At 39.6% G+C, this 14,469-nt stretch carries 12 protein-coding genes; 4 read left to right on the top strand and 8 right to left on the bottom strand.

What is annotated here, in order from left to right; all coding sequences use genetic code 11:
* Positions 1-145: 145 nt before the first annotated feature.
* The 3 genes from NLF92_RS04385 (at position 146) to NLF92_RS04395 (ending at position 2,394) form a co-directional block, all read left to right on the top strand.
* Positions 146-571, top strand: a complete 426-nt coding sequence (locus NLF92_RS04385; protein ID WP_254099274.1) for a transcriptional repressor — start codon at positions 146-148, stop codon at positions 569-571.
* A 29-nt stretch (positions 572-600) separates the two neighbouring features.
* Positions 601-1,065, top strand: coding sequence for a chemotaxis protein CheX (locus NLF92_RS04390; protein ID WP_254099276.1), 465 nt, complete (start codon positions 601-603; stop codon positions 1,063-1,065).
* A 123-nt stretch (positions 1,066-1,188) separates the two neighbouring features.
* A complete protein-coding gene (locus tag NLF92_RS04395; RefSeq protein WP_254099277.1) occupies positions 1,189-2,394 on the top strand; it encodes an OmpA family protein in 1,206 nt (401 codons plus the stop codon).
* Between the two features lie 166 nt (positions 2,395-2,560).
* Here NLF92_RS04395 and dnaB read toward each other — a convergent pair whose 3' ends face one another.
* The 8 genes from dnaB to NLF92_RS04435 form a co-directional block, all read right to left on the bottom strand.
* Positions 2,561-3,973 (bottom strand): replicative DNA helicase, encoded by a 1,413-nt coding sequence (gene dnaB, locus NLF92_RS04400; RefSeq protein WP_254099394.1) that lies wholly within the window; start codon positions 3,971-3,973, stop codon positions 2,561-2,563.
* 111 nt (positions 3,974-4,084) lie between these two features.
* Positions 4,085-5,095: a DUF4097 family beta strand repeat-containing protein gene (locus NLF92_RS04405; protein ID WP_254099279.1), complete on the bottom strand. Its 1,011-nt coding sequence runs from the start codon at positions 5,093-5,095 to the stop codon at positions 4,085-4,087.
* Positions 5,080-5,607 carry a hypothetical protein gene (locus NLF92_RS04410; RefSeq protein WP_254099281.1) on the bottom strand — a complete coding sequence of 176 codons (528 nt, stop codon included), beginning with the start codon at positions 5,605-5,607 and terminating at the stop codon, positions 5,080-5,082. Before NLF92_RS04410 ends, NLF92_RS04405 begins: the two co-directional genes overlap by 16 nt.
* The gene (locus NLF92_RS04415; protein WP_254099283.1) at positions 5,594-6,151 is read right to left on the bottom strand and encodes an RNA polymerase sigma factor; all 558 of its coding nucleotides are present in this window, start codon (positions 6,149-6,151) and stop codon (positions 5,594-5,596) included. Before NLF92_RS04415 ends, NLF92_RS04410 begins: the two co-directional genes overlap by 14 nt.
* Positions 6,152-6,293: 142 nt before the next feature.
* Positions 6,294-6,746: a 50S ribosomal protein L9 gene (gene rplI, locus NLF92_RS04420; RefSeq protein WP_254099285.1), complete on the bottom strand. Its 453-nt coding sequence runs from the start codon at positions 6,744-6,746 to the stop codon at positions 6,294-6,296.
* Positions 6,747-6,760: 14 nt separating this feature from the next.
* Positions 6,761-6,988, bottom strand: a complete 228-nt coding sequence (gene rpsR / locus NLF92_RS04425; RefSeq protein ID WP_254099287.1) for a 30S ribosomal protein S18 — start codon at positions 6,986-6,988, stop codon at positions 6,761-6,763.
* Positions 6,989-6,999: 11 nt separating this feature from the next.
* Positions 7,000-7,395, bottom strand: coding sequence for a 30S ribosomal protein S6 (gene rpsF, locus NLF92_RS04430; RefSeq protein ID WP_254099289.1), 396 nt, complete (start codon positions 7,393-7,395; stop codon positions 7,000-7,002).
* A gap of 118 nt (positions 7,396-7,513) precedes the next feature.
* Entirely contained in the window at positions 7,514-9,832 is a 2,319-nt protein-coding gene (locus tag NLF92_RS04435) for a carbohydrate binding family 9 domain-containing protein (protein WP_254099291.1), read from the bottom strand.
* 601 nt (positions 9,833-10,433) lie between these two features.
* Between NLF92_RS04435 and NLF92_RS04440 the strand changes: the two genes are divergently transcribed.
* Entirely contained in the window at positions 10,434-14,396 is a 3,963-nt protein-coding gene (locus NLF92_RS04440; RefSeq protein WP_254099293.1) for a hybrid sensor histidine kinase/response regulator transcription factor, read from the top strand.
* Positions 14,397-14,469 lie beyond the last annotated feature (73 nt).

Here is a 14,469-nt window from a genome sequence, read left to right on the forward strand (position 1 = left end):
GATAGGGTATCTGGTTCAATATGTAGTATTTGATTTATGGAACTTTAATTTTATATTCAATTCGCTGACGATTTGTCTATAACTAGAAGATAAAAGTAGTTTATTCTTTAAATTATGCACGTTTTGCCGATATACTAGTAGTGTTATGAAAACAATAATAGAAAAAGCCAAAGCACATTGCGAAAACAACGGCGCGAGATTTACCCCTCTGCGTGAAGAAGTTTATCGAATTTTAGTCGCAGAAGATGCGCCGGTAGGTGCTTATGATTTGTTGGATATGTTACGCAAAAGCAATGACTCTGCAAAGCCAGCAACCATTTACCGGTCGTTAGATTTTTTACTCGATTTTGGTCTTATTCATAAGCTGGAATCGACCAACATGTATGTTGCTTGTCATCATTTTGGCTGTGCTCACCCTGTACAGTTTTTGATTTGTGATACATGTGGGGATGTAGCAGAAATCCAATCGACAGCGATACACGATGCGCTATCGGCCCAAGCGGAAACACTGGGCTTTACGGTAAAACAACAAACAATTGAGGCACACGGTATCTGTACCAAATGCTGTTAACATACTAAAACTGCAAGGAACGCGCTGTTATGAATGTTGAATTTATTAACCCTTTCATCACTGCATTGAAAAATGTGACTTCGATGATGGCCCAAACTGAACTCCAACCGGGTAAACCCCAACTCAAAGGGGATCAATTCTCCCGTGGCGATATCTCTGGGGTTATCGGTATGGTTGGTCCGTCCATGCAAGGTTCTTTGTCTATTACTTTTGAAGAAAAGCTCGCTCTACATATTATGGAAAAGATGTTAGGGGAAAAAGTATCAGAACTGAATGAAGAGGTTGCTGATATGGTCGGCGAAATCACTAATATGATTTGTGGTGGAGCAAAAAAGAACCTCTCAGAAAAAGGTCATGAATTTAATATGGCCACTCCAGCTATTATTACTGGCAAGAATCATACGATAAATCATCAAGTTGATGGACCTCGGATTATCATGCCATTCCAGGCCGAAAGTGGCAAAGCTTACATCGAAATCTGTTTCAACAAATAAACAGTTAAGTGTTCAAGCCTAGTTAAAAAACTCTTGGAACTGGTTTTACATAAATTTATATTTGCTTTTAAAAAAATAGACTACAATTCCTACCAGGAATACACAATACTAGGATGTTAACACATGAAAACATTTAACAAATCCCTCTTAGCACTGATTACTGCTAGTTCATTACTCAGCGCGAATACTCTGGCACATGACCACGATGCACCTAAACACAAATATTGGGTTGGTGGCTCTGTTTTAAAGTTCAACGCTGACTCAGACCGCCCTAACGATATGAACTTCTATGATGAAGGTCTTGGACTTGGTCTAGAAGCCGGTATATTTATCAACAATAAATGGTCTGCTCGTATCGACATGATGAAAACTGAATCAGAATTATATGATTTAGCGCCAGTTGATGACATCAAAGCAAATCACGTTGCATTAGACGTTTTATATGCATTAGATGAGAATGGTACATACGCATTTACAGGTCTTCGTCACACTAACCCATTGTACGATATGGAAGAAGATTACCGCTCAGTAGGCTTAGGTCTTGGTAAATACTGGGAAATCAATGAAGTGGTTGATTTTGTAACAGAAATTGCGACACACCATGATTTTAGCAACGACGCTGATGATTTCACTTTGAAGCTAGGTTTTGTTATGAAATTCGGCGCTACCGCTCCAACCATGCAAGATAGCGATGGTGATGGTGTTATGGATGCTGTGGACAAATGCCTAAGTACGCCTCGAGGAACGAGTGTAGACAGCATGGGTTGTGCCAATGATTCAGATAATGACGGTGTGCTAAACAGCTTAGATAAGTGCCCTAATTCTGCACGTAATGCAAAGGTTGATGCTATGGGTTGTGCATTGCAGGATGATGATATGGACGGTATAACTAACCGAGCTGACAAATGTCCTAATACACCCAAAGGCGATAAAGTGAACACCTCTGGCTGTAGCATGATGACACAAAAAGAGTTCTCTGTTGATTTAGAAGCATTATTTGCCAATAACTCATCCGTTGTAGCTAACCCAGATGATGCAAAATACGCGGAATTTGCTGAATTCATGAAGCGTTATACCAATGCTAAAGGGGTTATCGAAGGTCATACTTCTGCCGTAGGTGATGCTGACTACAACTTGATGCTTTCTGAAAAACGTGCAATCGCCGTGAAAAACCTATTAATTGAAAAATATGGGGTAGACGCAAGCCGTATTTCAGCTGTAGGTTATGGCGAGACACGCTTGAAAGATACAGCAAATACAGCGGCTGCGCATAAAGTTAACCGTCGCATTGAAGGTCGTGTTACAGCTAAGGTACAAGTGAAAATGTAACACTGCTTTTAGGTCCGTTTTAGCTGTTTAAAGCGGACCTAAAAGACCAACAAAAAAGGCAACCCATTGGTGGTTGCCTTTTTTGTTGGGCGTGTTCTGTTATAAAATATCCACTATAAGATATCTGCTAAATAATATAGAGCATCTCAGAAGGGTTCAGAGACCTTTAGTATTCATCTGAAACCGCAGGGCCTGCATAATTATCAAATCGAGAAAACTGGCCTTGGAACGCCAAACGACAGGTACCTATGGGCCCGTTCCTTTGCTTACCAATAATAATTTCTGCGATACCTTTTTCATCGGAGCTTTCGTTATATACCTCATCACGATAAATAAACATAATCAAATCAGCATCCTGCTCGATAGAGCCAGATTCACGTAGATCTGAGTTTACTGGACGCTTGTCGGCACGTTGTTCCAAGCTACGATTCAGCTGGGAAAGTGCGATAACGGGCACTTGTAACTCCTTGGCTAGCGCCTTCAAGGAGCGAGATATCTCAGCAATTTCCAAAGTACGGTTATCACTTAACGAAGGGACACGCATTAGTTGCAGGTAATCAATCATAATCATACTGATACCACCGCGTTCTCGAGCGAGTTTTCTTGCTCGAGAACGGACATCCATGGGTGTCAAACCAGAAGAATCATCGACAAACAAATTGTCTTTATCTTTGAGCATAGCCATGGTGTTAGAAATACGCGCCCAATCTTCGTCATCTAGTTGAGCGGTTCTAATCTTAGTTTGATCGACACGACTTAAAGAAGCCAACATACGCATCATGATCTGTTCAGCCGGCATCTCCAAGCTAAATACCAGGACTGGTTTTTCTTCAAGCATCATCGCATTTTCAGCTAAATTCATCGCAAACGTTGTTTTACCCATAGAAGGACGAGCTGCGACAATAATTAAGTCTGATGGTTGTAAGCCTGAGGTCTTTTTGTCTAAATCAATAAAACCAGATGACACACCAGTAACTTCCCTGCCGTCTTTTACCAATGCATCCAGACGGTCAATCGTTTTCCCCAAAACAGATTCGATGTTCTTTGGTCCCTCATTTTCGCCGGTACGCTTTTCTGCGATCTCAAATACCTTGCTCTCTGCAAAATCTAAAATATCGGTAGAATCACGTCCTTCAGGATAGTAACTGATTTCTGCAATATCATGTGCAACGCCAATTAATTCACGTGTTATAGCCCGTTCTTTGATGATTTTGGCATACGAAACAACGTTTGCTGCGCTAGGAGTATTCTTGGCTAGGTCAGCAAGATAAGCAAAACCGCCAGCGTCTCCTAATTCATCATTTTGCTCGAGGAGTTCCGAAACCGTAATGACATCTACCGGTTGATTTTGCGCTAATAATTTGAGGATGGCGCGGTAAATAACCTGGTGAGAACGATTATAAAAATCCGACTCTATGACGATTTCTGCTACCTTATCCCAGGTATCTGGCTCGATCAGCATAGAACCAATGACAGATTGTTCTGCTTCTATTGAGTGTGGGGGTATTTTTAAGCGATCAACTTCATCTTGTGCGTTATTTTGCCTATTGTTATTTTTCTGCTTGCTGTTATTTTGCATGCCGTCATTTTGCATAGGTAGCTCAAGTCATTCTGCTGATCAAAAAGGGACAATCATTATCCCTTTTTTTTAATATTGATCAACGATCTTCATCGCAAAACGAGTAACTGTTTATTGTTTGTCGAGTGTCACTCTACCACTCACCGTCTCAATGCTTACTTTAGCTGAACCGTTGTGAGTGGTAAAATTTAACCAACGACCTGGTCCATATTTCGCTTTTTCAGTCTGATCATCAGTTAAATTATTGCTAAATTTCCCACCAGCATGTCCTTCCAACTCAAAACGGGCTGCCACATCATTTGTGAATGTAAAATGCATATTGGCATCGACGCTGGTAGCATCTATTTTACCGTTTGCCAATAAAGCGAGGGTAACTGCGACTTTGCTATTCACCGTGTCGATATTTAACCGTTCTACCTCTCCTAACGCCAGTTTAATATCACCATTAACCGTTTCAACATTGACATCTAAGGCTTGTGAAGTCAGTTTAATATCACCGTTAACCGTTTCTAAATTCACATCATCAGATGAATTATGCTGGACTTTGATGGAGCCGTTCACTGTGCCTAAATCTAACTCACCAGTCGTGTTATCCATCCTAATCGGTCCATTTACTGTGTTGATCCGCATCCGTCCTGAAGCATCCTCGACTTCAATTTTGCCGTTAATTACATCCACATCAACGCCACCAGAAGTCCCGGCAACTGCTAAATTACCATTGATAGAGTCGTAATTAATCTCACTACCTACTGGTACCAAAATTACCAAATCATCATTAGCTGTTTCGTCATAACTTCTATCCCAATTAAACCAACCTTTATTTTTCTTGGCTTTAACTTCGATAGTCACACGTTTATCATCCCCTTTAAAAATAAACTCCTCAGTATTCTCGCCTAATGTTCCCGTCACTTTTACTTCAGCGTTTGCCCAAGTTTTCACTTCGATATCACCGTTGATATGTGTAATTTTAATCCACGGTTGTTGGGAAGTACTAATGGTCTGTGCCACTCTTTCTTGAGCAAACGCAGATTGAGTCAGTGTTAAGACTGTCAAACCAAGTATGGTCACTTTGAGTAGTTGTTGGATCTTGTTCATATTCACCTCTGTTAAATCTGTTGCCATGTTGTCGTCGCATGAGATTTCTCTATGACGTCAATCTGTTGTTGGTAGATATACTGGAGCATTTTTAATAACGCTCGGTTATTTGGATCTGCTTTTAATGCCTTTTTTACAGCTTCTGCTGCACTATCTAACTCATTTAGTTGCGCCTGCCAATTCGCCGCTACCGGCTCCACATCGTTATATTTGACTAGCAGTGTTGTTTTGGTCTGGGCATGCTGTGCTGACAATGCATCGACTAACGCTAAACCAGCTTTGTGGTCATCGGTTTGTAACCACACGTGCTGTGTTGTTGCTAAAAAACCTAAGATCGCAACTAAACAAATACTTGCGGCTATAGCATACAACCCTCTTTGATTAGTTGGCGTGGGCACTGCCTGTACTAAGCTTTGCTCAATACCTATCCATAAATCTCGTTTTGGTGCATATTCGGGTAAATTAATCACCATTTCATTTAATTTATCGTCTTCTTCTGGATTTTTTGATGTATTTTGGGATGTGTTATTCAGCATCATTCATCCACTCCTGTAACAATGTTTTCGCTCGGTGAAACTGCGCTTTGCTCGTACCACTAGCAATGTTTAATGTCGTTGCAATATCTTCATGCCCACGCCCTTCAAGCGCATGCAATACAAACACAATACGGGCTTGTTCTGGTAACTTAATAATTAACTGATCTAAATTCACTGTGCTATCTTGGGTGCTAGGCTCTGGGACCACAACGGTTTCTTGGCTAAAAACCTGTTGTAACCAAGATTTTTGCTTGCGCATATAAGTAATCGTCACATTACTTGCCACACTGTATAACCATGTAGAAAAACGGCTGTTACCTGCAAATCCACCGATTTTTTGCCACAGCTGTATAAATACTTCTTGGGTCGCATCCTCCGCCATACCATGTTCACCAGTGAGACGATATGCCAAGCTATATACCTTGTTCACATGCATAGAATACAGTTGTTGGTATGCTTGAATATCACCTTGCTGCGTAGCATGCACCAATGCCAACTCCGTTTCTAACTGAGCCTGCAAAGAGGTATCTTCTGCTACATACGCCATAGATGTTTCCATACATTTGTTAATGGTTGAATTCTTATAAACTTAGTCGTAAAGAAAATGAGAAAGGTTTAAATGGTATCGGAAAAAAAGCAAAAAAAAACACCGCAATGCGGTGTTTTTTTAGATTCGTATAATTTAGAGATTAAGCTTCAGCTACAATCGCTAATTTAACAGAAGTCATTACTTCAGAATGAAGTTGGACGTCGATATCAAACTCACCCAGCTCACGTAAAGTACCAGTAGGTAATTTCACTTCAGCTTTTGCTAGTTCAACACCGGCAGCAGTTACTGCGTCAGCAATGTCACGAGTACCTACTGAACCGAATAATTTACCTTCGTCACCAGCTGGTGCCGCGATAGTTACAGTTTCTAATGCAGATAACTGATCAGCACGAGTTTGTGCAGCATTTAATGCTTCAGCAATCTTCGCTTCTAATTCAGCACGACGAGCTTCAAACTTTTCAACGTTGTCTTTAGTTGCTGGAACTGCTTTACCCTGTGGGAATAAGAAGTTACGAGCATAACCAGCTTTCACAGAAACCTGATCACCTAAACCACCTAAGTTAGCGACTTTATCTAATAAAATGATATTCATTATTTAATCCCGCCTTACTTGTGTGAATCAGTGTAAGGTAACAATGCTAAGAAACGCGCGCGTTTAATAGCTGATGCTAACTGACGTTGATACTTAGCTGAAGTACCAGTGATACGGCTAGGAACGATCTTACCGCTTTCGGTAACGTAGTTCTTTAAAGTAGCGGTATCTTTATAATCGATTTCTGCAACACCTTCAGCAGAGAAACGGCAAAACTTACGACGTCTAAAAAAACGAGCCATTATCAGTCCCCTTATTCTTTATCTGCAGAATCTGCGTCAGTTTTTTCAACTGGAGCAGCTTCAGGTTTTTCACGACGCTCTTCACGACGTTCTTCTTTCTTCATTGGTGAAGGCTCAGTTACCGCACCTTTAGTACGCATAACCATGTTACGAAGAACAATGTCGTTGAAACGGAAAGCAGTTTCTAATTCTTCAACCGCTTCAGCAGTCGCTTCAGCATTGATTAGAACGTAGTGTGCTTTGTGTAATTTTTCGATTGGGTATGCCAATTGACGACGGCCCCAGTCTTCTAGACGGTGAATTTGACCACCTTCTTGCGTTAAGATCCCAGAATATTTTTCAATCATTGCTGGAACTTGTTCACTCTGATCAGGGTGAACCATGAATACGATTTCGTAATGACGCATCATTATTCCTTACGGTTGTAGCCTCGACAGTACAGCCAACTGTATAGAGACAAGGAATGAATAGTGTGGCTGTAAGGGTCGCGTATATTACAGATAAGTGCTTAAAGTTGCAACACTTTTATTGAGACCAAGCGTAAGAGAACTTCATGAAAAGTGAGCGCTCATTTTTGCGTAAGCGCAAGACCTCATCATCTTGATAAGCGGCATCAGAATAACCAATGAAAAACTTGGTTAACGGGTTGACTTTGTATGAATAAAGTAACTGTAAACCCAAATCTTTGCGGTATGCGGTCACCGTATCGATGTAGTTTTCTGGATTGCGTTCCACTTCTGCCCAACTCATAATCAGACGTAAAAATTGGCGACTATCAAACTGGTAAGTCGCCCGAGCATTGATTATTTTGGCGGTAAATACATCAGCAGCATCTGCCTCGAGTTTACGATATTCATACCCAGCTCGTAAATTTAAGTGCGCCCCGATTTTATAACTAATTGTAGATTCTGAAACCAAGCGTTGGCCTACTCGGTTGTTGGTAAAATCAATCTGATCACCTTGGCGAAACATTTGAAACAAACCCAGTTTAGGCGTTGGTTTCGTTTCGATAACGAAACGATTTTGATATTCAGAAAATTGCTGTGCGTTTCCATCGATCCCAATATCCAATGGATCTTGGCGCAAACCGACGCGAACTCGATTCGTTCGTCCTATCTCAACAAAGGTTTCGTATTTTGCCCGAATACTTAAATAGGCCTCGATTTCTTTTTCTAGTAATTCACCGTCATCATTGTGATGGATATCCCAATCACCTGTTAAGCGAATACGATCCCACCAGCTGTTTTGGTTCCACCAATACAAGCCGCCACCAATCACAGAAGAGTTTCTATCGACCCTAGAGACAAATCCTAAATCTCCGCGAAAATCAGCGCCATTGCGATAATGACTCGCTCGCATAAAATAATCTTCGGCGTTATGGCTGTAATTTATGCGCAATGCCTGACCAGTGAATGCCTCATCGCGATCTGTTCTAAGATAAGCTTCAGTGCAAGTATCATCACAAAAATCCGCGGCTAAAAATTCTGGGTATTCAGTATCAGAGTGTACCCATTGAATACGTAAATTATCTTTGGCTGTAGGAGTATATTTAACATCTACACCGGCAACATAGTTGTGATAATCATCCGCTTCACGAATAGTAGAAATCCAACCGACAGAAATATCGTCTGTTACATCATAGCGATACCTCAACGCTAAGTTATTTGACTTGCTCTCTAGGCTGGCTATTGAGGAGCCCAAATTGCCAGGAACCAAAAAATTCGTTGAATCATCATTAGCGAAAAATACACCTAAAGCATGTTTATCAGAGCGGCCTGTGAGTTTTAAACCATAATCAGGTGCATTGATATTTCGGGTGTATACGAGATTATAGTTTGATGTGAAGTAGTCGCTATTTTCCACGAAAAATGGTCTTTTTTCTGAGAAAAACAATGCAAATGTATTATTTACAGAAACCTGAGCAACATCACTTTCGACTTGGGAAAAATCTGGATTGAAGGTGGCTTGTAAGGATATATCAGGGGTAATGCCCCATTTTACATCTAAGCCTAATTCGCTTTGATTTTGGGTGACCCAATCGGTTGTTGGTGCGAGGTCTCTAGATTCCCCTCTAGCGACGACCAAGGTCGGTACAATATCTAAATTATTACCCTGCTGTGCATTGGCAAATCCCGTTATCTGCCCCATTTGACACAGATCACATGAATTATTTCGATCATAAGCTAAATGTGAAATCCGCAGTACATTTTCTCTTGGCAAAAAACGTACAAACTCTACTCCCCATTGCTTTTCACCATCAGAATCATCAAAGTTCATTGTACTTAATGGTATAGCTACTTCTACAGTATAGCCGCTCGCTGTGATTTGGCCTTTGGATTCCCAAATTGTGTTCCAACTGTCACTTTCGTTGCCAGTCATCTCGTTTTGGATCCCGTCAGATTGGATCCCCAAAGGGTTGATAAAAAACTGGTAAGCGAGCTTTGCGTCATTGAAGGTATCGAGCTTTATCCCCACTAGATCATCCCCCCAAATTTGATCGCGATCGACATAAGACGCGCGAATTTTTTCAGGGTGTTTGTCTGCTACAACAAACCCAACAAACAAAGTGTCATCATTTTCAAAATAATAGACATCAGCGAGATCAGGTGCAGGAATATTATTGAAAGGTTTCATGACATTGTCTAAAACAGTCTTACCCGCTTTTTGCCAAACAGGCTCATCCAGTACACCATCGATTTCTACGGTAGTTTGTATGTTCGGAATAATCAGTTTATCTTGGTTCAAGTATTGTGCAGATGGACGTGGTTGAGCCGCTAATGTAGATGCATGTAGAAATATACATAGCGTTGATAGTACCAGGAGAGATGTTTTTATTTTTAGCATTTATACACAGCTCAATAATGTAGAATTGACGTACATTTTTTCGCAATTCTATTATAGATTGTTAACTATGTGTATTATTACATGAATTTAAGCATTCTGTATCACTTCGTAAATGAATACTATCTTGATGAACTGTATAATCGCTTTTGCTTTAAATTATATCGTGATGAAAATCTAAGAGGTTTACAGTTGATTACTTTATTCGCTCTGGTCTTAGGTCAAGTCAGAAAATGAGGGAGAAAGTAAAAAAAAACATCCTTGTAACAGAAAATCCTTTTTCTAAATCCTTGTTCGAAACATCCTTGTCTCAGCTCAATCCTTTACGTGTGTTAGAGTGTAAATTCAAATACATGAAAGTACGGTATTTACTATACTGCATACTCATTTTAATACTTTCACTAATCGGACAAATACTTATAAAAAAACGACATCAGTTTGAAGCTCACTATTCAGTTTCAGATTTGGTAGCCCTACACCCCTTTAAATATCCGACCTTTTTGTAAAATTTGGACATTTGAAGAAAAACACCTTTTTTTCAGCACTATGCCACTGATTTGTTCTATATTGACCATAGCATGGGGATTGTCTAACATGCCCCTCTATGAAGTATTTATTATATGTTTTGCTGTTCTTAAATACAGCCTGGATCCATGCGCACAGTATAGATTCTCTCCACTTTTCCAACTATTCCATTGCTGATGGCCTAGCGGATTCGACGATCACTGATATTGCCCAAGATGATGATAACTTTCTTTGGCTACTCACCGAAGAAGGTTTGTACCGCTTTGATGGCCAACATTTTATGTCGATTGGCAGTCAATTTGGCATTCCTGAAAACTTAGTGATAAGTAGTTTACAAAGTGATTCTGCAGGTAATATTTGGGTGTTAGGCCAAAAACAAGTTTTCTTATTAGAACCTAGGAAGCAAGTTTTTCGGCGCTTTATTAGTTTTCCAGAGCCTAAAAAAGCGTACTCTTTGCCGTTTAGTAATATGTTCGAGACATCTACCCAAACGTTACTTATAAACCTTGGTAATCAGTTACTGACTATAGATATCGCAACGCTGAATGCGCATTTTGTTGATCTCGAGCTCAAAACCATTACCACCATTTCGGAGTATCAAGGAAATATCTTACTGGGCTGCGAAAAAGGCCTGTATTACTTTGCCTCCAAGGTACTATCCAAGCAAATTTCTCAAAACACTGAAATCGTCCCTCTTCGTGTTGAGAAATCAGCACTCAACCGTAATCTTGATTTCACTGTGACATCACTTGCGGTCTTGGACGAAAAACTCTATGTGGGTACCCAAAATAATGGTGTATTTGAACTTGATAAAAACCTTTCCCAAACACGATTTTTGAATACCCAATCGCCATCTAAATTATCTAGCAACAAAGTCAAAGACATTTCTGTTATTGACGAGCAGTTGTGGATTGGGTATTACTCAGATGGAATCGATGTTATCGCTAACGAGCAAGTGGTAAAACGTTTAAAATTTGATAATTCAGATCCACACTCAATCCAATCAAATGCAATAAACGTTATTTTTAAATCACATAACAACGATGTTTGGATTGGCACTAATCGAGGTGGTTTAGCTCATTATCGCGACTACACCAAAAACATTTACCATTTAAAACACTCTTTAAAAGCCACCTCCCCCATCAGTGGTAATGACGTTACCGCCATTGCAGTGGATAAATACAACCGAGGTTGGCTAGCTGCGTACTCTGACGGAATTTCAGTATACAACCCTGATACCAGGAAAAGTATATTAATCAACCCTGAGCTTGCAGGCATAAAAGTGATAGATATGGTTATTGATAACCAGCACGCATGGGTTTTGAATGAAAATGGTATTTCCAAAATTAATGTCGATAGCCTAAAAGTCGAAAAAACATTTACCGTCAATAACTCCAGCTTAGTCGCTAATGACACAGTTAAATGGATAGAGTTAGGCAACAACAAAGCACTGATAAGCCATCAAAATTATGGCATTAGCATTTTTGATAAATCCACGCAGACATTTTCGAACTATCAAACGACCAATGCTCCTTTGCACACGAACAACTTTTTTACTGCTTATCGTCAAGAAAGATTTGTTTGGATAGCCTCAACTATGGGGATTCATGCTTATGATTCCATCAAACATGTCTTTACTTACTATCGCTATTCACAAGGGGATGTTTTTAATAAAGTTAACCATATTACTGAGAATTCTGAAGGTAATTTAATCCTGTCAACAAATCAGGGGGTGTATCAGTTCAATCCACTCAACAAAGTCACTACCAATATCGGTGTTCCTGAAACGATTCAAACCACTAATATACAAGCTACTTTGGTTACGGGAGATGGTACTTATTGGTCAACAACGAAACAAGGCCTTTTTCGATATCGTTTACACCTGGACAAAGTAACCTGGTTTACTGAAGAAGATGGTTTACAAGGAAATTATTTCAACCAAGGTGTTGCCTATTTAAACTCCAGAGGTGCTTACGTATTTAGTGGTCTAAATGGTATTTCCGTACTCTATCCAAAAGAATACGACAAGCCTGATGCAAATATTGTTTTGAGTAAGCTTTTTATCACATTCAACGATGGCACTGAAAAGACGTTTATTCGTAACAATTTCGATAACATCGAATTTGAAAAGCCTATTAACTCTATCGAGTTTACCTTTGGTGATACTGCGTTTATAAATAATACTAACACGTCAATTTCGTTGGATAATAACGGCGCTATTAATCGCTTGGATGGATTTTCATTAACCTTTACTCCTAAAGCTGGCTTAAATACGATTGCGTTTTTCAACGATGGCGGTTATGACAATACTTTTGCTAACGGCAATACATTTACTTTTACTAATCCATACCCTTTCTATTCTGATACGGGATTCCTCATTGCAGTGTTTTTGTTGGTGTTGTTGCTTTTAAGTTTTGTCTACAAGTTAAATACCAAAAGTATTCAAGGTAAAAAAACCGCTCTTGAGGAAGTTGTAAAGCAGCGTACAGCCGAACTACATAGACAAAACCAATTAGCGCAAGAGCAAGCCAACAAACTCAGCCATACCATAAAAGAAAAAAATAGTATTTTCGAAACGGTATCCCATGAGTTGAGAACACCTCTAACGTTGATTCTTGGTCCAATAAACCAACTCAGCCAGTCCGATGTGTCTCCAGAAGAACTACAACAGAACTTAAAAATCGTCGCACGCAATGCCAAAAAGTTGAATTTCTTAGTCAATAAAATCTTTGAATTATCTCTCTCCACACAATTGGGGTATAGGGGAAAAGAAGATACATTCTCAGACTTGTCATTTGCCATAAATAGTCAAATGGAAACGTTTATTCCGTTTGCACAAAATAAAAATATTACGCTCACAGGCCCCCAATTTGAGACTTTGGAAGTCAAAGCGAGCTTGTATGAAATCCAGTCTATTATTTCCAATCTATTGCTCAATGCTTTGCAATATACGCCGAAAAATGGGCGGATTGATTTATCTGTAGAAGTAGATAGCTATCTGATTAAGCTGCATATTCGAGACACTGGTATCGGTATTGAACATGCAAACATTAACAAGATTTTTGACCGTTTTTACCGCTCCGAACAAGCGCAAAACATGTTTAAAGATGGTGCAGGGCTTGGCCTGTTCATGGTCTCTGAGATGCTGAAAAAAATAGATGCGGATATATCTGTTGTTTCAAGTCCTGGTGAAGGTAGTTGTTTTACTCTAAGTTTTCCGAATTTAAAGAAACAACATCTGATCCCGATCACACATGATCAAAATGATAAACCCAAAGTATTGGTGATTGACGATAACCCAGAGATCTTGACATATATTGAATTAGTAATGAAAAAGTCGTTTCAGGTCACGTTGTTATCATCTCCTACTGATGCGATCTTGACAGCTCAAGAGTTGGATCCTGATCTGATTATCACAGACATAATGATGCCAGAAATCGATGGTATAACACTGACTAAAAATTTCAAAAAAGAACCATTGTTAAGTCATATTCCTATTATCTTACTCTCCGCCAAAACAGATCATGAAGATATTGTAGAAGGGTTGAAGCTAGAGACTGCTGACTATATCCGCAAACCTTTTAACAATGAAGAACTTCGTTTAAAGGCGTTGAACATCATTAGTTCTCGCAAACAACGTTTGGCATCTAAACAAAAGGCTTTGAGCTCACCTGAGTTGGTTGATGAAAAAGAGGTAGAGACATCTGATTTCATAAACCGCTTGTGTGATATTTTAGAAGAAAACTATATGAACGCCGATTATTCAGTTAAGGAACTCTCAGAGTGTGTGGGGATCGGTGACCGTCAACTGTTACGTCGTTTGAAATCAGAGATAGGGTTGTCACCCAATGAGTTTTTACGCAACTTTAGACTGCGTAAAGCAGCTATATTGCTCAAAGAAGATAAAAGTATCTCGTACGTCGCTTATGACACAGGTTTCACATCGCCCAGTTACTTCAGTACTTGCTTCAAAAAACTATATGGTGAAACACCCAAGCAATATGTCCAAAAACAAAGTAATCAACTTATGCATGATGATTAAAGGTTTTATAGCCAAAGCAAATCATCTACCTTAATTCGCCCATTACTTTGGACTAATAGCGTTTTAGTTATAG

Source organism: Opacimonas viscosa, from assembly GCF_024199005.1.
Lineage (GTDB): Bacteria > Pseudomonadota > Gammaproteobacteria > Enterobacterales > Alteromonadaceae > Opacimonas > Opacimonas viscosa.